The following is a 20,065-nucleotide window of genomic DNA, read 5'->3' as shown; positions in this document are numbered from 1 at the left end:
CCGCCCGGCGGAGGCTGGACGGAGGCCCGGTCGCGGATCGCCGGCGCGGTGCTCGGCGCGGCTCATCCGCGATCTCCGTCCGTCGTCGTCGGCATCGATCGGCCGGCCGCCCGGTCGTAGAGGTCCTCGAGGTCGCGGATCCGCTCGGCGAGGTCGAACGAGGCGAGCACGCGCTCCCGCCCCTCCGCGGCCATCCGCTCCGCGCGGTCCGGGTCCCGGAGCAGGGCGGCGAGCGCCCCGGTCAGGCCGGGCACGTCCCCCTCCGGGACGAGCAGCCCGGTGACGCCGTCCTGGACCGCCTCCGGGACGCCGCCGTGGCGGTACGAGACGACAGGGACGCCTGCGAGCGCGGCCTCGAGGAAGACCATGCCGAAGCCCTCGGAGTCGCCTGTCGCCGCGGTCCGCGACGGTGCGCAGAAGACCGCGGCGCCGGCGAGGATGCGGGCGACCTCGGCGGGGGGCAGGGAGCCGGTGAAGGTCACCTGCAGGCCCAGCCGCGCCGCCTGCTCGACGAGCGCCCCCCGCAGGTGGCCGTCGCCGACGACGGTCAGGGGGACGTCGCGGATCGGTCCGGGGAGGGCGGCGACCGCCTCGAGCAGATCCGGAACGCCCTTCTTGTCGGTGAGGCGTCCGACGAAGACGATTCCCGCGCGCTCCGCAGCCGGTGCGGCCTCGGGGCGGGAGGTCGGGACGCCGATGTAGCCCACTCCGGTGCGCCGCGGGTCCGCCCCCAGGCGCAGGAGCCCGTCGGTGATGAAGCGGGAGACCCCGATCACCGCGAGCGCGGTGCGGAAGACGGCGCGGGCCTCGAGGGCGCGGTGAGCTCGGGCGAGGGGGCGGAGCAGGCGCGGAGCTCCGGTCGCGAGCGGCCAGCTGGTCACGTCGTAGCCGTGCCCCGTCACGACGAGCGGGAGGCGCCTCCTCCGTGCGTACCGCGCGATGAAGACGGCGTCGATGAGGAAGTGCGCGTGGATGAGGGCGGGCCGGTGCTCATCGACGATCGCGTCGAGCCGTCGTGACACTCCGAACCACCGCAGGAGGAGGGACCGCCGCCCGCGAGGGGTGATCGGATCGTGCAGGACGATGTCCGTGCGGTCGTGGAGGACGCCCGAGCCGGTGCGCTCGAGGCCCACTCCGAGGGCGCGCCAGCGCTCGAGTCCGTGCATCTGATTGCGGACGAACGTCTCGGAGTCCTGCAGCCACGCGCGCTTCCAGACCAGGACCAGCGGCCTCTCGGCGGCGGCGGCGACTCCCGCGTGCTCAGCGGACGGCACGGCGCACCCGGTAGCGGAGGGCCGCGACCACGCTCGGCAGCACCCGCACGGCGTCGCCCAGATAGCGCCGCCAGAGCCTGCCGGGCTCCCGGCTGAGCCGGTGCGCCCACTCGAGGCCGAGGCGCTGCACCACGAGCGGCGCCCGCGGGATCTCGCTGGCGAGGAAGTCCACGGCGGCGCCGACGCCGAGGCACACCGCTCCCGTGCCGCCGACGGCGAGCAGGCGCTCGCGGACCTCCTCCTGCTTCGGGGAGCCGAGGCAGAGCGCGACGATGCGGACGTCGGCCGCGCGCAGGGTCGAGGAGAGGCGAGCGAGGTAGGCGTCGTCCGCGAGCTCGGCCGGCTCCGGCGAGACGACGACCGGCACCTGCAGCCCGGCGAAGCGCTGCTGCAGCTCGGCGGCTGCGCGATCGCCGACTCCGGGGCGTCCGCCGATGAGAGCGATCGGCGCGCCCTCGAGCGCCGCGCGACGGCAGACCTCGGTGAAGAGGTCGATGCCTGTCACGCGGCTCGCCGTGCGGTGACCGTACGAGCGGGCCAGCCAGACCAGAGGCGCCCCGTCGAGCACCACGAGGGACGCCCGGCCGTAGTACCGCCGGAACTCGCCGGAGTGCTTCCAGCGCACGAAGTGGTCGGTGTTCGGCGTGACGACCAGCTCGTCGCGGCCGCTCCGGGACAGCTCGAGCACGGCCTCCGCCGCCTCGTCGAGCGTGGTGATGCTGGCCGGCATCCGCTCGATGCGGCCGGTGATGTAGGAGGTCATGCCGGTGCTCCTCGGGGGTAGGTGCGGGAGGGAGGGAACGGAGCTGGTGTGCGGAAGGGTCCGGTCGCGGCCGCCTGCACGGGGACGGTCACGTCGTCCACCGGGTGCTCCTCCGATCGGAGAGCCGGCGGCGGGTGTCGTGCACGGCGTAGAGGATCCGGCTGAGCGCCGTGAAGGCGGCGGGGACGTGCTTGAGCACCAGCCCCAGGACGAGCAGCCGCGGCGACCGCGCGGAGCGGAGCACGCGGACGTCGCGCAGCGCCTCGGACCCGAGCCGGACGCCGGTCTCGACGAGCGCCGCGTCGGAGTTCTGGCGGATCGGGGTGAGCGCGACGGGGACGGCGTAGAACCAGGTCGTGAACCAGTCCGACAGCGGGCGCGGCACCTCCTCGAACGTACGGGCGAGCGCCACGCGCATCTCCTCGGCGCAGACCAGGAGGTTCCGGAGGTCCGGGTCGCGCCGACGGGTGATCGAGGACGCCGTGTGGACGTAGGAGTAGAGGATCTCCGGCACGAAGAGCACCCGTTCCGCCGCCTGGACGGCCCGCAGCACGCCGACGAAGTCGGACTGGGAGCTCAAGCGCGGGAAGAGCTCCTCCTGCAGGACGGCGCGGCGGAAGAGCTTGTTCCAGAGGAAGCCGTGCAGGCGCCCGGACGCCATCCGCTCGAGAGCGAGTTCGGACGAGACCAGTTCGCGCCGGTCGAGGCCGTCGATCACACGTCCGGAGGTCGACTGCCGGGTGCGGTAGAGCGCCCGGCAGACGACGACGTCGGCCGCCGTCCGCTCGGCCTCGGCGGTGAGGGTCCGAAGGATCTCCGTGTCCCACTCGTCGTCGACGTCCACGAACCAGACGAACTCGGAGTCGATGCCGTCGAGGGCGCGGTTCCGGGCGGCAGCGACGCCGCCGTTCTGCTCGAGGAGCAGGACCCGGGCGTCCTCGCGTCCCTCGGCCCACTTCTCGAGCACCTCCGCCGTGCCGTCCGAGGACGCGTCGTCGACGAGGACGACCCGCGTCCCCGGTCCGAGAGTGAGTGCGAGCCGCGCGAGGAAGCCGTCGAGCCGGGCGATCGCGTTGTAGCAGGGAGCCACGACGGTCACCGAGTGCACGCCCCCGCTCACCGTCGGCCCCCGAGCTCGCGGTAGGCGGCGACGACGGGTCCGAAGACGGCGTCGGGCGAGGCGGCCTCGTCCACCCACGCCTTCGCGCGGTCGGCCTGCATCAGGAGCCCCTCGGGTCGCTCCAGAGCGGCGGCGAGGAGCTCGGCGATCCGCTCCCCGTCGGCGTCGGCGGGGAGCAGGAGGCCCCGACCGTCGGCGAGCAGCTCGCCCACACCGCCGACGTCGGTCGCCACGACCGGGCGACGGCGGGCCATCGCCTCCAGCATCACGAGCGGAGTCCCCTCCCACCGCGAGGTCGACAGGAGGAGGTGCGCCGCGTCCAGCGCTCCGGTCACGTCCGCCGACGGACCGGCGAAGTCGACCACTCCGGCTCCCCGGGCGCGCTCGCGCAGCACCGGCAGCATCGGACCGTCGCCGAGCCAGGTGCCGGTGACGGGCCGGACCCGGGCGAGGGCCTCGACGGCCGCGAGGAAGCGGACCGGGTCCTTCTGCTCCGCGAGCCGCCCGATGCCGAGGACGCGGACGACCGGCTCGGCGAGTTCCGGCGCGCTCGCGGGCTCCGCGGTGACGTTCGCCGGGGCGTTGCCGGTGACCACGACGCGATCCTGCGGGCGGCCGTAGCCCTCGACGACCATCCGCCCCACTGAGGCGGAGACGGCGAACACCCGCCGGGAGCGGAAGGAGAGCGCTCGCCTGTCGATCCCGGGCAGCTCGGTGTGCGCGTGCTCGACCACGGGGACACCGAGCGCGGCGCCGACGAGGAGGGCCAGCAGAGCCTCGCGGCGCTGGTGGGCGTGCAGGACGTGCGGGCGGAACCGGCGGACGGCGAGTGCGAGCTCGCGCAGATCGGCCGCGAAGCCCTGTCCGGGTCTCGGCACCACGAAGACGGGCGACTCCTGCGCGGCGCGGTCGCTGAGCGGCCCGGGACGCCCCCAGTAGGCGGTCTCGCAGCCGTGCTCGCGGCTCCACGCACACAGGGAGAGGGCCACACGCTGCGCGCCCCCGTCCTCGAAGGAGTCGAGGACGTGCAGGATCCGCAGGGAACGGGAACGGGCTGCCCTCATGAGAGCGCCCCGTCGGGAACCGCGCCCGGGAAGCGGACGTCGAGTTCGGCCAGGACGGCGTCGACGTCGCGGCCCATCGTCCCGGGGTCGACGTCGTAGTGATCGGCGAGGAGGTCGACGACCTCGTCCCGGGGCCGGCGCTGCCTGATCACGGCCTCGAAGACCGAGGCGGCGCTCAGCGAGAGCACGATCGGGGGCACCGACGGGCGGGACAGGTCGAGCACGTAGACCTGACCGTCCGTGCGCTCGACGGCGAAGCGCTGGGCCGGCGGCGCGCTGCCCCCCTGCGCCTCCGCGGAGGCCTCCACCGGATGCACGGCGCTCGCCGCGGGGTCGGACGAGGCCGGGAGGTCGCTCGCCGGCGCCGTGGCCTCCGCGATCGCCTCGAACGAGGACGCCGGGCCCTGCTCCTCGCTGCGGCCGCTCAGCGCCACCCGGGCGAAACCGGTGAGGGCGGAGGGGAGGCCTCGGAGCGCCCGCAGGGTCCGCTCCCCCCGGAGCCGGAGCCGACGCCGGACCGTCGTCGCCTCAGGATGGCTCGCCTCGAGATCCGCGCGGGTGGGGAAGGCGGCTCTCACCAGCAGGCCTCCCTTCAGGTGCCAGGGAGCGGACGCCACGGCGTGCAGCCAGTTGAAGGTGTGCCGGTCGGAGCTGCGGCGCACGTCCCAGAGAATCTGGGCCTGCCGGTAGCGCTCCTCGGGCGCGGCGGGGACTCCCCAGGAGGTGAGGAGCTCCGTCATCGGCGTCTGCGCGCCGAGCTCGACGGCCGCGTCGCGGATCGCCTCACGCTCCTCGCTCGGAAGGCCGGCGGCGTGCGCCTTCAGAACCGCCAGCGCCGTGGTCGCCGAGGCGGAGCGCGCGCTGCGCAGCTGGTGCAGGGCGTGCAGCACGAGGTGGTGCGCGCGCCCGGGGATCCGCAGGGTCTCGTCGCTCAGCGGCAGATCCTCGGCGGCCGCCCAGAGACGGTCGAAGACGATCCGCTCCTCCTCGAAGGCACCCGGGAAGGAGCGGTGGACGTCGACGTCGCACGGCCACGAGGGGTGGACGAGCGTGATCGAGTGGTCGACGAAGAGCGTCCAGCTGAGAGCCTCGGCGCGGCGGCGCCAGCCCATCGAGGCGAGCAGCCCGAGAGCCTCGTCGAAGCGCTCGGGGTCGACCCAGAGGTCGACGTCGGCCGACGTCATCGGCGCGCGGATCCCCTGGCGGTGCAGACCCTCGCCCTTCACCACGAGGCTGCGGACGCCGTGCGTCCGCAGGGTGTACTGCACCAGCACGGCGGCCAGGCGCAGGGCGACGGCGTTCGGCAGCATCGCGTCGGCGGAGGCGCCGACAGCAGGAACCGGTTCAGGCGACACGGACGCGTCCCTCCGCGAGGGCGAGGATCTCCTCGGCCGCGACGGACCACGGGCGCTCCCGCGCGAGCTCGGCGGCCCCCCGGGAGAGAGCCGTCCACTCGCGCCGGAGCCGATGGAGGGCGTCCTCGTAGTCCTCGCGCGTCGCGTCGTCGGAGAGGACCACGCCCGCCCCCGCCGCGCAGAGATCGGCCAGGACGCTCGACTCGATCGCGAGGACCGGCAGCCCGCTCGCCAGCGCGTCGAGTCCGGCGGCCGCGCCGGTCGTCGACGGCGTCAGGTGGGCGTACACGTGGGAGTGGCGGAGCACCTCGACGACGCCGTCGCGGTCCTGCTCGCCGACGGAGCGCAGCCCCGACGCGAGGTCGTCGGCGATGCCGCCGCCGTCGTCGATCACGGTGACGTACTCGGCGCCGTCCAGGCGGGCGAGGAGATCGAGCCGCTCGGCGCCCCGGTCGAGACAGGAGGCTCCCACGGCGGCGAAGCGGAGGGGCCCGTCGGGGGCGGACGGCATCGGGAACGACGCGTCCGGCAGGCCCAGGGTCACGACCGTTCCCGCGAGGGCTGACGCGAGCCGCTCCGTCGGGGTGACGACGACAGCACCGCGGCGCTCCTCTTCGAACCGGAGGCGCGGGAGTGCCGGGAGGTCGTCGGCCAGGAGGACGGTCATCGGAGCGAGCCCGGCGAGCTCCACGGCCGTCCCCGGGAGAGCCACCACGAGGTCGGGCCGCTCCGGAGCGAGCAGTCGGCGGGCCCGGCGCGTGACGACGGCGAGCCCGACGGACCCGGCGCCCCTCCGGCCGGCGGGCTCGAGGAAGCGGGCGAGCACGCTGGGGCGGAGCTCCGCCCCGCTGAACCCCTCCGGGTCACCGGTCACCACGACCACGCGGTGTCCCTGGCGGCGCCAGGCGCGCTCGAGCGGAGCCGCGTGCCAGGCATCGAGGGCGACGATCCCGATGGTCAGCACGGGCGGACTCCCCCCGTCAGGGGGAATCGGCGGCAGGGACCGGGAGACGTAAGGAGCGCGGAGTCCCGCTGGTCGATGACCTCGTGCACAGGGCGGTACCTCTCTCCGTCGCGGCAGGCGGAGCCGCGGACGTCGGAGAAGTTATCCCCGTGCCCGGCGGCCTCCGAGTGGGAGGCGCGATACGGACGCGGAGGCGGCGTGCGCGCCGCTCACGGAGTCGGATCGCGTCGGCAGCGGTCGCTCGACCGTCAGTCCCCGCCACGGGTTCCGCGCCCGCTGCACCGGCATGCGGAGGCACCGAGGCGCCGCCGATAGAGTCGGCTCCGTGACCCTCTCCCCGCAGATCTTCACGCTCCCCTCGGCGGTGCAGCGGACCCCCGCCGCCGCTCCTCACCCGGGGCTGCTCCGATGAGGGGCATCGTCCTCGCGGGTGGTTCGGGGTCGCGGTTGTGGCCGATCACCAAGGGCATCTCGAAGCAGCTGATGCCGATCTACGACAAGCCGATGATCTACTACCCGTTGTCGACGCTGATGATGGCCGGGATCGACGAGGTCCTCGTGATCACGACCCCCGAGTACAACGACCAGTTCCGCGCCCTGCTGGGCGACGGGTCGAGCCTGGGCATGCGGATCGAGTACGCCGTGCAGCCCTCCCCCGACGGGCTCGCGCAGGCGTTCCTGATCGGCGAGGAGTTCATCGGCGACGAGTCGGTCGCCCTGGTCCTGGGCGACAACATCTTCCACGGCACCGCCCTGGGCACCGCCCTCGCGGCGAACACCACGATCGAGGGCGCCGTCATCTTCGCCTACCAGGTCGCCGACCCGCGCGCCTACGGGGTCGTCGAGTTCGACGAGCACTTCCGAGCCGTCTCCATCGAGGAGAAGCCCGAGCAGCCGCGCAGCAACTACGCCGTGCCCGGCCTCTACTTCTACGACAACGACGTCGTGGCGATCGCGAAGACGATCACGCCCTCGGCCCGCGGCGAGCTCGAGATCTCGACGATCAACGAGCGCTACCTCGAGGCGGGGCGGCTGAACGTCCAGGTGCTCGACCGGGGAACGGCCTGGCTCGACACCGGGACCTTCGATTCCATGATCGAGGCGACGGAGTTCGTGCGCGTGATCGAGCAGAGGCAGGGGTTCAAGATCGGCTGCATCGAGGAGATCGCCTGGCGCAACTCCTGGATCGACGACGCCCGCCTCGCCGAGCTCGCCGCACCGCTGGTCAAGAGCGGATACGGCGCCTACCTCCACCGCCTGCTCAGCCTCGAAGGCGTGAACGCGGGCCGCTGAGCCCGGCCTCCCCCGACCTTCCCGACCTCCAGGAGAACCCGTGCGGATCCTCGTCACCGGCGGTGCCGGCTTCATCGGCAGCAACTTCGTCCACCTCACCCTGCGCGAGCGTCCCGACGCGCGGATCACCGTGCTCGACAAGCTCACCTATGCGGGCAGCCGCGACTCCCTCGCCCCCGTCGCCGACCGCGTGCGGCTGGTCGAGGGCGACGTCGCCGACGCCGAGCTGGTGGACCGGCTGGTCGCCGATGCGGATCTGGTGGTCCACTTCGCCGCGGAGTCGCACAACGACAACTCGCTGCACGACCCGACGCCCTTCCTCGCGACGAACGTCATCGGCACCTTCGCGCTCCTGCAGGCGGTGCGCGCGCACGACGTGCGGTACCACCACATCTCGACGGACGAGGTGTACGGCGACCTCGAGCTCGAGGACCCCGCGCGCTTCACCGAGCACACCCCCTACAACCCCTCCAGCCCCTACTCCTCGACCAAAGCCGCCAGCGACCTCCTCGTGCGCGCCTGGGTGCGCTCCTTCGGCGTGCGCGCCACGATCTCCAACTGCTCCAACAACTACGGCCCCTACCAGCATGTCGAGAAGTTCATCCCCCGCCAGATCACCAACGCCATCGACGGCATCCGCCCCAAGCTCTACGGCACCGGCGCCAACGTCCGCGACTGGATCCACGTCGACGACCACAACACCGGCGTCTGGGCCATCATCGACCGCGGCGAGATCGGCGAGACCTACCTCATCGGCGCCGACGGCGAGAAGAGCAACCTCGACGTCGTCACCCGCATCCTCACCGCCTTCGGACAACCCGAGGACGCCTTCGACCACGTCACCGACCGCGCCGGACACGACCTCCGCTACGCCATCGACTCCACCCGCCTGCGCACCGAACTCGACTGGCGCCCCCGCTACACCGACTTCGACGCCGGACTCGCCGCCACCATCGACTGGTACCGCGCCAACGAGGACTGGTGGCGCCCCGCGAAGGCCGCCACCGAGGAGAAGTACTCCGCTCAGGCCTGAGGCGGCCCGCCGGCGGGGATCAGTGCGGACCGACTCCGGTCGACACCCGGCCGGAGGGCCGCGGAGAGTCGCACGGGCCGGGCGTCCGCTTCGCGCGGGACCGGCCGGACAGGACGATGCGGAGCAGCTGCAGCGGCTCGAGGAGGTAGCGGGCCGCGAGCCGGCGCGGGTCGCGCGCCAGGCGGAACAGCCACTCCACGCCCAGGGCGCCCATCCACCGCGGGGCGAGCGCCTGCGTGCCGGCGATGTAGTCGAGGCAGCCCCCCCACGTTCGCGAACGCCGCCCGCGGGGCGAGGTCCCGGTTCTCCAGGATCCAGCGCTCCTGGCGGGGCATGCCCATCCCGACCAGGACGAGATCGGCACGGGCGAGCGACTCGGCGAGCGGCCGCTCCTCGCCGATGCCGTGCCACTGCTGGTCGAATCCGTCGTACGCGAGCCAGGTCATCCGGGACGTGCGGGCGGCGACCGCCTCCGCCGCTTTGGCCGAGGACTCCGGCGTGCCGCCCACGGCGACCACCACCAGAGGCTCGTCGTTCTCGATCAGCGGGAACAGCCAGTCGGTGCTGTGTAGAAGGCTTCGCCGACGTCCGTCCAGGAGCCCGCGCCGCCCGCGGTGAGAGAGAGGCTCTGATCGCTGGGCCAGCCGACCTCCCCGACCGAGCAGTGCACCCCGTACCGCCGGCACCACTGCCCGAAGGTCGTCACCGCCGCCACGAAGACCTGCTCGTCGGTGCCGCCCTGCTTGTCCGAGCGCAGGGTCGTGCCCGTGCCGCCGGGGTAGAAGTGCTGCGAGTACACGATCCGGTCCAGCGGGTCCTGGATCCACGGCCCGTCGGGTGCGATCGCGGCGACCGTGCCCGTCGTCGCCTCCCGCATCCCCTCGACCCAGATCGTGTGCCGATCGCCGGTTCCCCGGACGGCCGACACCACGGCCTGCGTGTAGGCCTTGTAGGTCTCGACGGGGACCAGCGACCGCTTCACCTCGTTGAAGAGGTCGTAGGCGGCGATGCGTCCGTCGTTCTGGAACTCCGCCGCGAGCAGGGTCCAGACCCTCTGCGCCTGGGATACCGAGAGCCCGGATCCGAACCAGACGGTCCCCTCGGGCAGATCGCCCTGGCTCGCCGGATAGGTGCCGTTGTTGTGCAGGTCGAGCACGACCCGCATGCCGGCGGCGCCGATGGCGGCGATCTCGGTCCGGAGCAGCGCGACCGCCGCCGGATCGAGCCCCTTCGCCAGAGCGTCGTCGGTGCTCTCCCCGTCGGCCTGCGGCTGCAGGAGCGACCAGGGCACCGCGAGCCGGACCAGGGTGAGCCCGCGGTCCGCCAGGAACTCGTAGCTCTCGGCCGGATTCCCGGCGGTGCAGTCGACTCCGACGTCGACGCGCGACTGCAGATCGAACACGTTGACGCCGCGGAGGTAGGACCGGCCGCCCAGGTAGTCGTCGACCGAGCCGATGGCAGGCGCGGGCGACGCGGAAACGGACGACGGCGCGCAGGCCACGGGAGCAGTTCCGTCGCTCCGCTCGAGGAGCCGCACGGCGACCACGACGAGGGCCGCGACCACCACGACGGCCAGGAAGATCAGCAGCGGGCGGCGGAGCCCATGGCGCGGCCGATCGCGTGCGGCGGCGATGCGAGCCTCCCGAGCCTGCCTGCCCGGTGCGGCCACCGGATCGCCGCTGAGGCTAGCAGAGCTCCGCGACGCCTCAGCGCACCGCCACCGTCGCGCGGTCGCGGCCGGTGAGGTCGCGCTGCGTGGTCGCTCCGCGCCAGCCGTCGGCAGTGAGCAGGGCGCGGATATCGGCGCCCTGCAGCTCGCCGTGCTCCATCACCAGCACTCCCCCGGAGCGGAGCAGGCGGAGGGCGGTCGCCGAGAGCGAGCGGACGACGTCCAGGCCGTCCTCGCCGCCGTAGAGCGCCGAGGGCGGGTCGAACAGGCGCACCTCCGGGTCGCGCGGGACGGCGGCGGCCGGGATGTAGGGCGGGTTGGAGGCGACGACGGAGACGGTGCCGTCCAGCTCGGGAAGTGCCCGGGCGAGGTCGTCGAAGACGATGCGGGCGTTCTCGAGCCCGAGCCGCTCGCGGTTGCCGCGGGCCCAGATGAACGCCTCGGGAGCGTTCTCCACGCCGATCACGCGCGCGTGCGGCACCTCGTGCGCGAGCGCGAGCGCCAGGGCTCCGCTGCCCGTGCCGAGGTCGACGGCGATCGGCTCCGGATCGACGACCGCGCGGAGCGCGTCGATCGCGATCTGCGCGACGCCCTCGGTCTCGGGTCGCGGGACGAACACGCCGGGTCCGACCGCGAGCTCGAGCGAGCGGAACGGTGCGATCCCGGTGATGTGCTGCAGGGGCTCGCGAGCCGACCGGCGCTCGATCACGCTCGCGAACGCCGCGGCGTGCTCGTCGTCGACGGTCAGCCCCGTGATGAGGCGCGCCTGCAGCCGGCCGCGGCCGAGCCCGAGCAGGTGCCCGAGAAGCAGCTCCGCGTCGACGTCCGGTGTGGGGACGCGGGCGGCGGCGAGGCGGGCGACCGCGTCCGCGAGGAGGGTGCGCGCGTCGACGCCGGTGGTCACGAGGGTCACGCCTCCTCGGAGCCGATGTCGGCCAGGCGGGCCTCCTCGTCGGCCTGGATGGCGCTCTCCACCACCGGGTCGAGCGCGCCGTTCATCACTCCGTCGAGGTTGTACGCCTTGTAGCCGGTGCGGTGGTCGGCGATGCGGTTCTCGGGGAAGTTGTAGGTCCGGATGCGCTCGGAGCGGTCCATCGTGCGGATCTGCGTCTTGCGCGCGTCCGAGGCCGCCGCGGCGATCTCCTCCTGCTGGCGGGCCAGGATGCGGGCGCGCAGCACGCGCATGCCCGCTTCACGGTTCTGCAGCTGGCTCTTCTCGTTCTGCATCGAGACGACGATGCCGGTCGGGAGGTGGGTGATCCGCACGGCGGAGTCGGTCGTGTTGACGGACTGCCCGCCGGGACCGGAGGAGCGGTAGACGTCGATCTTCAGGTCGTTCTGGTTGATCGCGACCTCCTCGGGCGCGTCCACCTCGGGGAACACGAGCACGCCCGTGGTCGAGGTGTGGATCCGCCCCTGCGACTCGGTCACGGGGACGCGCTGCACCCGGTGCACGCCGCCCTCGTACTTGAGGTGCGCCCACACGCCCTGCGAGGGATCGGTGGCGTTGCTCTTGATCGCGACCTGCACGTTCTTGTAGCCGCCGAGGTCGGACTCGTCGCGGTCCAGGATCTCCGTCTTCCAGCCCTTCGCCTCGGCGTAGTGGAGGTACATCCGGAGGAGGTCGGCTGCGAACAGCGCGCTCTCGGCTCCGCCCTCGCCGCCCTTGATCTCCATGATGACGTCGCGGCCGTCGTCGGGGTCGCGCGGGATGAGCAGGCGCCGCAGCTTCTCCTGCGCCACCCGCAGCGACTCCTCCAGCTCGGGGACCTCCTCCGCGAAGGCCTCGTCCTCGCGGGCGAGCTCGCGCGCGGCCTCGAGGTCCTCGCCGGCCTGGATCCAGGCGGAGTGGGCCGACTTGATCTGGCTCAGCTCCGCGTAGCGCCGGTTGACCTTCTTGGCGCGGGCGGCATCGGCGTGGAGGGCCGGGTCGGAGAGCTGCGTCTGCAGGTCCTCGTGCTCGGCGAGGAGGACGCTGACGGATTCGAACATGGGGTCCTGGCTTCCGGAGGTGGTCGGGGTCGGGCTCATCGCCCGGGGACGCGAAAACGCCCGCGGCCGCCCCCGGTGACAGGGGCGACCGCGGACGTCGGGGCGCTAGTGGTGGCCGTTGCCGTGGCCGGCGGTGGCCGGGCCGACGGCCGACTTCGAGACCTGCATGAGGAACTCGACGTTGGACGAGGTCTCCTTCAGGCGCGACAGGATGATCTCCAGCGCCTGCTGCTGGTCGAGCCCGGCGAGGGCGCGGCGCAGCTTCCAGGTGATCTTGACCTCGTCGGCGCTGAGCAGCATCTCCTCGCGGCGCGTGCCGGAGGCGTTCACGTCGACGGCGGGGAAGATCCTCTTGTCGGCAAGGTGACGGGAGAGGCGGAGCTCCATGTTGCCGGTGCCCTTGAACTCCTCGAAGATCACCTCGTCCATCTTCGAGCCGGTCTCGATGAGCGCCGTCGCGAGGATGGTGAGCGAGCCGCCGTTCTCGATGTTGCGCGCCGCTCCGAAGAACTTCTTCGGCGGGTACAGCGCCGAGGCGTCCACGCCGCCCGAGAGCACGCGGCCCGAGGGAGGAGCGGTCACGTTGTAGGCGCGGCCGAGACGGGTGATGGAGTCGAGCAGCACGACCACGTCGTGGCCCAGCTCGACCAGGCGCTTCGCGCGCTCGATCGCGAGCTCGGCGACGGTCGTGTGGTCCTCGGCCGGGCGGTCGAAGGTGGAGGCGACGACCTCGCCGCGCACGGTGCGCTGCATGTCGGTGACCTCCTCCGGACGCTCGTCGACCAGGACGACCATCAGGTGGACCTCCGGGTTGTTCTGCACGATCGCATTGGCGATCTGCTGCAGGACGATGGTCTTGCCTGCCTTGGGCGGCGCGACGATCAGGCCGCGCTGTCCCTTGCCGATCGGGGCGACCAGGTCGATGATCCGCTGGGTCAGCTTGCCGGGCTCGGTCTCGAGGCGCAGGCGCTCGGTCGGGTAGAGCGGCGTGAGCTTCTGGAACTCGACGCGCGCAGCGGCCTCCTCGACGGTCTGGCCGTTGATCGAGTCGACGCGGACGATCGCGTTGTACTTCTGGCGGCCGCCGCCCTCGCCCTCGCGGGGCTGGCGGATGGCGCCGACGACCGCGTCGCCCTTGCGCAGGTTGTACTTCTTGACCTGGCCGAGGGAGACGTAGACGTCGCTGACGCCGGGCAGGTACCCGGTGGTGCGCACGAAGGCGTAGTTGTCGAGGACGTCGAGGATGCCGGCGACCGGGATGAGGACGTCGTCCTCGCCGATCTCGGGCTCGAAGTCGTCGCCGATCGCTCCGCCGCGGCGCTTGCGGTCGCGGTAGCGGCTGCGGCGGCCGTCCTCGCCCTCGGCCTGCTGGCCGTTCTGGGGCTGTCCGGAGCCGTTCTGCTGAGGAGCCTGCTGGCCCTCGGACTGCGCGGCGCCGCGCGCGCCTTGGCCGTTCTGCGGCTGGGACTGCGCGGCGGGGCTCTGCTGAGCGTCGTTCTGGCGGTCGTCCCCGCGGTTGCGGTTCCGGTTGCGTCGGTTGCGGCCGCGGCCGGTGCCCTGCTGGTCGCCGTTCTGCTGCTGGTCTCCGCCCTGCTGCTCCTGCTGGTCGCCGGATTCGGAGGAGTCGGCGTCGTTCTCGGCGGGCGCCTGCTCGGCCTGCTCGGAGGCGCCCCCGCGGCTGCGGCGGCGTCCGCGGCGCTCGCGCTGGCCGCCCTCGCGGGAGGAGTCGTCCGACTCCGGCCCGTTGGGCAGCTCGATGTCGATGACGGGCTTCGCAGCCTGGTCGGCGTCGCGGTCCTGCTCGATGACGGGGAGGTCGGGGATCAGCGACTCCACGCCGGTCCCGCCGGGGATGTTGAGGTGCTCGCCGGCGGCGACGGTGCCGCTGGAGGCGCGGCGCGAGCTGCGTCGGCGGGGCGCGCGCTCGGCGGGCTCGGCGACCGGCTCGGCCGCCGCGGGGAGCTCGAGCTCGACGGGGGCCGACTCGGCGGCCGTCGCGGAGGGCTCGTCGACTATGGGCGCGGCCTGCTCGAGGACGTCGGCCGTGTCGGCCTCGGTGCTCTCGACGGGCGTCGGCAGCTCCGCCGGCGCCTCGGGCTGCGGAGCGGACTGCTCGGCCACATCGGCCGGCTCGGCCTCGACGCCGGTGGCGTCGACGTCCGGGGCGACCGCTGCGTCGTCTGGAGCGACCGCGTCGGCGATCGCGGCGGGCGCGTCCTCGGCGGAGGCGGCGCGCAGGTCCGAGATGGCCTGGACCAGCTCGCCCTTGCGGAGCTTGGAGGCGCCGCCGAGGCCGAGCCGCGTCGCGAGAGCCTGGAGCTCGGCGACGCGCAGACCGGAGAGGTCGGCGGTGAGGTCCACGGCCGAGCCGTGGGTGTTGACGTCTGTCACTGGAGAGGGTTCCTTCCCCCCGGGAACGAGTGCTCACCGGGAGAGCTCATCGACCGTGCGGTGCCATCGCGTGTTCTGATCCACGCGATGCTCTCGGCCGCCGGGACCGACTGCCGCAGAGAGCGAGGAGAGGGTCCGGAGACCAGGCGCCGGTCTGCAAGAGGAGCAGGGGCGCCCTTCACACGATGTGATGGCCGTGGTTGTCGGGACGATCCGTCGGACAGATTCCGCTCGTTACGCGGTTCCTCGGGATGCGGTCCCCACTGTAGCACCCTTGAAGTCGACGGCCAGCATGTGCGCGCGCCACGGCGTGGGGGCCTCCCGCTCCACCAGATCCGCGGCGGCGAGGCGCTGCGCGGGGTCGCTGCAGAGCACCAGGACGCTCGGTCCGGCACCAGAGACGACCGCCGCGTAGCCGTGCGAGCGCAGCAGCGCGATCAGCGCTGAGGTCTCGGGCATGGCGGCCGCGCGGTAGTTCTGGTGCAGCTTGTCCTCGGTCGCCGCGAACAGCAGCTCCGGGCTCTGGATGAGGGCGGCGATCAGGAGCGAGGAGCGCGAGACGTTGAACACCGCGTCCTCGTGCGGCACGCTCTGCGGCTGCAGCGAGCGTGCCAGCCGCGTCGACATGGTGTGCTCGGGCACGAAGACGACCGGGGACACGCCGCGGTGGACCATGAGCTTCTTGGAGCGCGGTCGCAGCGGCGAGTCGTCGGCGCCGGAGGCGTGCGGCTCGACCCAGGCGATGGTGAGGCCGCCGAACAGTGCGGGCGCCACGTTGTCGGGGTGCCCCTCCATCTCGGTGGCGATGCGGAGGAGGTCGTCCGAGTCGAGCTCGACGACGCCCTCGAGCAGGCCCTTCGCGGCCATGATGCCGGAGACGATCGCGGCGCCGGACGAGCCCATCCCGCGGCCGTGCGGGATGATGTTGCGCGCGATCACCTCGATGCCGGGCATCTCCTGCCGCTGGTCGGCGAACGTGTACGCGATGGCCTGCACGACGAGGTTCGTCTCGTCGGTCGCCACCTCGCCCTCGCCGACTCCGTGCACGGTGACCCGCGCACCCGTGGCCGCGACGGCCGTCACATCGAGCTCGTCGTAGAACGAGAGCGCCAGGCCGAGCGTGTCGAAGCCGGGGCCCAGGTTCGCCGAGGTGGCGGGGACCTTGACGTGGACGGTGCGGCCGACGGGAACCGCCGAGGTCATGCGCCGGCCAGCCCCAGCACGTCCGCGATCGCGGCGGTGTCGACCGGGACGACGGTCGGCGTGATGTCCGCGCCGTCGGCCGTGCGGAGCGCCCACTGCGGGTCCTTGAGCCCGTGGCCGGTGACCGTCAGGACGACGGTCGCGTCCTTCGGGATCGCTCCGGCCTCGGCGCGCTCGAGGAGCCCCGCGACGCTGATCGCCGACGCCGGCTCGACGAAGACGCCGACCTCGCCCGCGAGGATGCGGTACGCCTCGAGGATCTTCTCGTCGCTGATCGCGCCGAAGTAGCCGTCGCTGACGGTGCGCGCGTTCAGGGCGAGCTCCCACGAGGCCGGGTTGCCGATCCGGATCGCGCTGGCGATCGTCTCGGGGTGGCGGACCGGGGCGCCGTGCACGATCGGAGCGGAGCCCTCGGCCTGGAAGCCGAACATGCGCGGGAGGCGGGTCGACTCGCCGCGCTCCAGCTCCTCCGAGTAGCCGCGGAAGTAGGCGGTGTAGTTGCCCGCGTTGCCGACCGGGACGATGTGGAAGTCCGGCGCGTCGCCCAGCACCTCGACGACCTCGAAGGCCGCGGTCTTCTGGCCGGCGATGCGGTCCGGGTTCACCGAGTTGACCAGGTGGACCGGGTAGTTCTTCGCGAGGTCGCGGGCGATGTCGAGGCAGTCGTCGAAGTTGCCCTGCACCTGCAGCAGCTGCGCGTTGTGCGCGATCGCCTGGCTGAGCTTGCCCAGGGCGATCTTGCCCTCCGGCACCAGGACGGCCGCGGTGATTCCGGCGTGCGTCGCGTAGGCGGCGGCCGACGCGGAGGTGTTGCCGGTCGAGGCGCAGATGACGGCCTTCGCGCCGTGCTCGACGGCCTTCGAGATCGCCATGGTCATGCCGCGGTCCTTGAAGGAGCCGGTCGGGTTCATGCCCTCGTACTTGACCCACACCTTCGCGCCCGTGCGCGCCGAGAGCGCCGCCGCGGGGATGAGCGGCGTGCCGCCCTCGCCGAGAGTGATGACCGGGGTCGCCTCGGTGACATCGAGGCGGTCCGCGTACTCGTGCAGGACTCCGCGCCACTGCTTGGCCATCTCAGGCTCCTTCAACTCGTAGAACGGACGTCACGGCGCCGACGAAACCATGCGAATGGAGGGCGGTGACGGTGGCCGCCAGATCGGATTCCGCCGCGGCGTGCGTGCCGATGACCAGGGTAGCGGTCGGCTCGCGCCGCTCCGCACCGCCCTGCTCCTCCAGCGGGTCGGCGCCGGGCGGGGTCTGCACCAGGGTCTCGACCGAGACGCCGTGGTCGGCGAAGACGCCCGCGATCTGCGCGAGCACGCCGGGGCGGTCGAGCACCTCGAGGGTGACCTGGTACCGGGTGGTGACGTGGCCGATCGGGAGGACCGCGAGCCCGGAGCTCGCGCTGGTCACCAGGCCGGGGCCGCCGACGACGTGGCGGCGGGCGGCCGACACGACGTCGCCGAGGACGGCGGAGGCCGTCTCGATCCCGCCGGCGCCGGCGCCGTAGAACATCAGGTCGCCGGCCGCCTCCGCCTCGACGAAGACCGCGTTGTTGGCCCCGTGCACGGCCGCGAGCGGGTGGGAGCGGTGCACGAGCGCGGGGTAGACCCGCGCGGACACGCCCTCCACGCCGGTCTTGGCGTCGGTCAGCCGCTCGCAGATCGCGAGCAGCTTGATCACGTAGCCGGAGTCGCGGGCCTGGTCGACCTGCGCCTTCGTGATGCCGGTGATGCCCTCGCGGTGCACCAGGGTGACCGGGACGTCGGTGTGGAACGCGAGGCGGGCGAGGATCGCCGCCTTCTGCGCCGCGTCGTAGCCCTCGATGTCGGCGGTCGGGTCGGACTCGGCATAGCCGAGCTCGGTCGCGCGGGCGAGCGCGTCCTCGAGGCTCGCGTGCTCGGTGTCCATCCGGTCGAGGATGTAGTTGGTCGTGCCGTTCACGATGCCGAGGATGCGGTGGACCCGGTCGCCCGCGAGGCTGTCGCGCAGCGGACGGATGATCGGGATCGCGCCGGCGACGGCCGCCTCGTAGTTGAGCTGGGCGCCCACCTGGTCGGCGGCCTCGAAGAGCTCGTTGCCGTGGGCGGCGAGCAGCGCCTTGTTGGCTGTGATCACGTCCGCGCCCGACGAGATCGCCGTGAGGATGTGGCTGCGGGCGGGCTCGAGCCCGCCGATCAGCTCGACCACGATGTCGGCGCCCAGGATCAGCGACTCGGCGTCGGTGGTGAGCAGGTGCTTCGGGATGTCGGCGGTGCGGGGCGCGTCCACGTCCCTGACGGCCACGCCCACGAGCTCCAGCGGCGCCCCCACGCGCTGGGCGAGCTCGTCGCCGTGGTCGAGCAGGAGGCGCGCCACCTGGGCACCGACGGACCCGGCGCCCAGCAGGGCGACGCGGAGGCTGCGGTACTCGATCATCGGGAGGTGGCCTTTCGTTCGATGCCGGCGTCGCGGCGGAGGAGGTCCTCCTCGGTCTCGCCGCGCACGAGGACGCGCGAGCGCCCGTCGCGGACGGCGACCACCGGGGGGCGCCCGAGGTAGTTGTAGTTGCTGGCGAGCGACCAGCAGTAGGCGCCGGTCGCGGCGACGGCGAGCAGGTCGCCCGGCCGCACGTCCGCGGGCAGGAAGTCGTCGTGGACGACGATGTCGCCCGACTCGCAGTGCTTCCCGGCCACCCGCACGAGGGCGGGCTCGGCCGAGGAGGAGCGGTCGGCGATCCGCGCCGTGTAGTCGGCGCCGTAGAGCGCCGGACGGGCGTTGTCGCTCATGCCGCCGTCGACGCTGACGTAGCGGCGGACCGCGGTCGAGCCCTCGGAGCCGACCGTCACGTCCTTCACGGTGCCCACCTCGTAGAGGGTGACGCCGGCGGGCCCGATCAGCGAGCGGCCGGGCTCGATCGCGATGTGCGGCACCGGGACGCCGCGGGCGGAGCACTGCTCGGCGACCGCGTCGGCGACGGCGGCCGCGATCTCGGCGATCGGGGTCGGGTCGTCGGCACTGGTGTACGCGATGCCGAAGCCGCCGCCGAGGTTGAGCTCCGGCACGGGGCCGTCCGCGAGCAGTGCCGCGTGGACGTCGAGCAGGCGCGACGCCGACTCCGCGAACCCGGCGGAGCCGAAGATCTGGGATCCGATGTGGCAGTGCAGCCCGAGGAACCGCAGGGAGGAGAAGGAGCGGATGCAGGCGACCGCGGCCGGGCAGTCGGCGAGTGCGAGGCCGAACTTCTGATCCTCGTGCGCCGTGGCGAGGAACTCGTGGGTGTGCGCGTGCACTCCGCTGTTGACCCGGAGGCGCACCGCCTGCACGCGGCCGTGCCGCTCGGCCGCGGCTGCGACGCGCTCGATCTCGACGAGGCTGTCGAGCACGATCGTGCCCGCGCCCACCTCGACGGCCCTGTCGATCTCGCGGAGCGACTTGTTGTTGCCGTGGAGGCCGAAGCGCTCGGGCTCGATCCCGGCGGCGAGGGCCACTGCCATCTCGCCGCCGCTGGAGAGGTCGAGGTTCAGGCCCTCGTCGCGCATCCAGCGGGCGACCTCGGTCGAGAGGAACGCCTTGCCCGCGTAGTAGACCGTGACGCCGGTGCCGATGCGGCCGAGCTCGCGGGCGAAGACCTCGCGCATCTCGACGGCCCGGCGGCGGGCGTCGGCCTCGTCCACCACGTAGAGAGGAGTGCCGTGCTCGCGCACCAGCTCGGCGACGGGCACTCCGGCGATCCGGATCCCGCCGTCCTCGCCGCGCTCGGCGCTGTCCGGCCACACGCCGTCGGCCAGGGCGTTCGGGTCGGCGGGCGTGTGCAGCCACTCAGGCGCGAGCGGATGCCGGGGGGCGCGGGCGCGGGCGTCGACGGTGTCCACGGGTGAGACCTCACAGGAGAGAGTGGGAGCGTCACTGCGGGGCGAGCGGGTCCGGATTGACCCCTGAAGCCAGCGATGTCAGTGTTCGGC

At 73.0% G+C, this 20,065-nt stretch carries 17 protein-coding genes and 1 pseudogene; 2 read left to right on the top strand and 16 right to left on the bottom strand.

Going from position 1 to position 20,065, the window contains the following annotated elements:
• Nucleotides 1–62 precede the first annotated feature (62 nt).
• The 6 genes from C5C30_RS01005 to C5C30_RS00980 all read right to left on the bottom strand — a co-directional run bounded on the left by C5C30_RS01005 (nucleotide 63) and on the right by C5C30_RS00980 (nucleotide 6,540).
• Nucleotides 63–1,274 (bottom strand): glycosyltransferase, encoded by a 1,212-nt coding sequence (locus tag C5C30_RS01005; protein WP_104333007.1) that lies wholly within the window; start codon nucleotides 1,272–1,274, stop codon nucleotides 63–65.
• Entirely contained in the window at nucleotides 1,261–2,037 is a 777-nt protein-coding gene (locus tag C5C30_RS01000; RefSeq protein WP_104319111.1) for a WecB/TagA/CpsF family glycosyltransferase, read from the bottom strand. The genes C5C30_RS01005 and C5C30_RS01000 overlap by 14 nt, the downstream gene beginning before the upstream one ends.
• 88 nt (nucleotides 2,038–2,125) lie before the next feature.
• The gene (locus C5C30_RS00995; protein WP_181131406.1) at nucleotides 2,126–3,145 is read right to left on the bottom strand and encodes a glycosyltransferase family 2 protein; all 1,020 of its coding nucleotides are present in this window, start codon (nucleotides 3,143–3,145) and stop codon (nucleotides 2,126–2,128) included.
• An 8-nt stretch (nucleotides 3,146–3,153) separates the two neighbouring features.
• The gene (locus tag C5C30_RS00990) at nucleotides 3,154–4,221 is read right to left on the bottom strand and encodes a glycosyltransferase family 4 protein (RefSeq protein WP_104260109.1); all 1,068 of its coding nucleotides are present in this window, start codon (nucleotides 4,219–4,221) and stop codon (nucleotides 3,154–3,156) included.
• The gene (locus C5C30_RS00985; protein WP_146081460.1) at nucleotides 4,218–5,576 is read right to left on the bottom strand and encodes a PqqD family peptide modification chaperone; all 1,359 of its coding nucleotides are present in this window, start codon (nucleotides 5,574–5,576) and stop codon (nucleotides 4,218–4,220) included. Before C5C30_RS00985 ends, C5C30_RS00990 begins: the two co-directional genes overlap by 4 nt.
• Complete coding sequence (locus C5C30_RS00980; RefSeq protein WP_104333004.1) at nucleotides 5,566–6,540, bottom strand: hypothetical protein; 975 nt, start codon at nucleotides 6,538–6,540, stop codon at nucleotides 5,566–5,568. The genes C5C30_RS00985 and C5C30_RS00980 overlap by 11 nt, the downstream gene beginning before the upstream one ends.
• A 408-nt stretch (nucleotides 6,541–6,948) precedes the next feature.
• Here C5C30_RS00980 and rfbA point away from each other — a divergent pair, with 408 nt between their 5' ends.
• Together rfbA and rfbB are read left to right on the top strand one after the other, a co-directional pair.
• Nucleotides 6,949–7,833 (top strand): glucose-1-phosphate thymidylyltransferase RfbA, encoded by an 885-nt coding sequence (rfbA, locus tag C5C30_RS00975; protein ID WP_104223010.1) that lies wholly within the window; start codon nucleotides 6,949–6,951, stop codon nucleotides 7,831–7,833.
• 40 nt (nucleotides 7,834–7,873) lie between these two features.
• Nucleotides 7,874–8,866, top strand: coding sequence for a dTDP-glucose 4,6-dehydratase (rfbB, locus tag C5C30_RS00970; RefSeq protein ID WP_104223009.1), 993 nt, complete (start codon nucleotides 7,874–7,876; stop codon nucleotides 8,864–8,866).
• Between the two features lie 19 nt (nucleotides 8,867–8,885).
• Here the strand turns inward: rfbB and C5C30_RS17920 are convergent, their stop codons facing one another.
• From C5C30_RS17920 to lysA, 10 genes and pseudogenes are all read right to left on the bottom strand, one after another.
• Nucleotides 8,886–9,230 (bottom strand): WecB/TagA/CpsF family glycosyltransferase, encoded by a 345-nt coding sequence (locus tag C5C30_RS17920; RefSeq protein WP_219813756.1) that lies wholly within the window; start codon nucleotides 9,228–9,230, stop codon nucleotides 8,886–8,888.
• Nucleotides 9,196–9,375: pseudogene (locus C5C30_RS18195) on the bottom strand (hypothetical protein); the annotation flags it as partial. The pseudogene C5C30_RS18195 and the gene C5C30_RS17920, both read right to left, overlap by 35 nt.
• Nucleotides 9,376–9,407: 32 nt before the next feature.
• Nucleotides 9,408–10,433 carry a glycoside hydrolase family 5 protein gene (locus tag C5C30_RS00960; protein ID WP_181131404.1) on the bottom strand — a complete coding sequence of 342 codons (1,026 nt, stop codon included), beginning with the start codon at nucleotides 10,431–10,433 and terminating at the stop codon, nucleotides 9,408–9,410.
• A gap of 139 nt (nucleotides 10,434–10,572) precedes the next feature.
• Nucleotides 10,573–11,448: a peptide chain release factor N(5)-glutamine methyltransferase gene (gene prmC / locus C5C30_RS00955; protein WP_104333002.1), complete on the bottom strand. Its 876-nt coding sequence runs from the start codon at nucleotides 11,446–11,448 to the stop codon at nucleotides 10,573–10,575.
• A complete protein-coding gene (gene prfA, locus C5C30_RS00950; RefSeq protein WP_104225564.1) occupies nucleotides 11,445–12,527 on the bottom strand; it encodes a peptide chain release factor 1 in 1,083 nt (360 codons plus the stop codon). The genes prmC and prfA overlap by 4 nt, the downstream gene beginning before the upstream one ends.
• 105 nt (nucleotides 12,528–12,632) lie before the next feature.
• Nucleotides 12,633–14,918 (bottom strand): transcription termination factor Rho, encoded by a 2,286-nt coding sequence (rho, locus tag C5C30_RS00945; protein ID WP_104323891.1) that lies wholly within the window; start codon nucleotides 14,916–14,918, stop codon nucleotides 12,633–12,635.
• A 234-nt stretch (nucleotides 14,919–15,152) separates the two neighbouring features.
• The gene (gene thrB / locus C5C30_RS00940; RefSeq protein WP_104223004.1) at nucleotides 15,153–16,121 is read right to left on the bottom strand and encodes a homoserine kinase; all 969 of its coding nucleotides are present in this window, start codon (nucleotides 16,119–16,121) and stop codon (nucleotides 15,153–15,155) included.
• On the bottom strand, nucleotides 16,118–17,194 hold the full coding sequence (gene thrC, locus C5C30_RS00935) for a threonine synthase (RefSeq protein WP_104223003.1): 1,077 nt from the start codon (nucleotides 17,192–17,194) through the stop codon (nucleotides 16,118–16,120). The genes thrB and thrC overlap by 4 nt, the downstream gene beginning before the upstream one ends.
• Before the next feature lies 1 nt (nucleotide 17,195).
• The gene (locus C5C30_RS00930) at nucleotides 17,196–18,539 is read right to left on the bottom strand and encodes a homoserine dehydrogenase (RefSeq protein ID WP_104223002.1); all 1,344 of its coding nucleotides are present in this window, start codon (nucleotides 18,537–18,539) and stop codon (nucleotides 17,196–17,198) included.
• Nucleotides 18,536–19,975 (bottom strand): diaminopimelate decarboxylase, encoded by a 1,440-nt coding sequence (gene lysA, locus C5C30_RS00925; RefSeq protein ID WP_104309058.1) that lies wholly within the window; start codon nucleotides 19,973–19,975, stop codon nucleotides 18,536–18,538. Before lysA ends, C5C30_RS00930 begins: the two co-directional genes overlap by 4 nt.
• Nucleotides 19,976–20,065: the final 90 nt, after the last annotated feature.

The organism is Rathayibacter sp. AY2B5, from assembly GCF_002931645.1.
Lineage (GTDB): Bacteria > Actinomycetota > Actinomycetes > Actinomycetales > Microbacteriaceae > Rathayibacter.
This window is presented reverse-complemented; position numbering and strand designations above follow the sequence as displayed.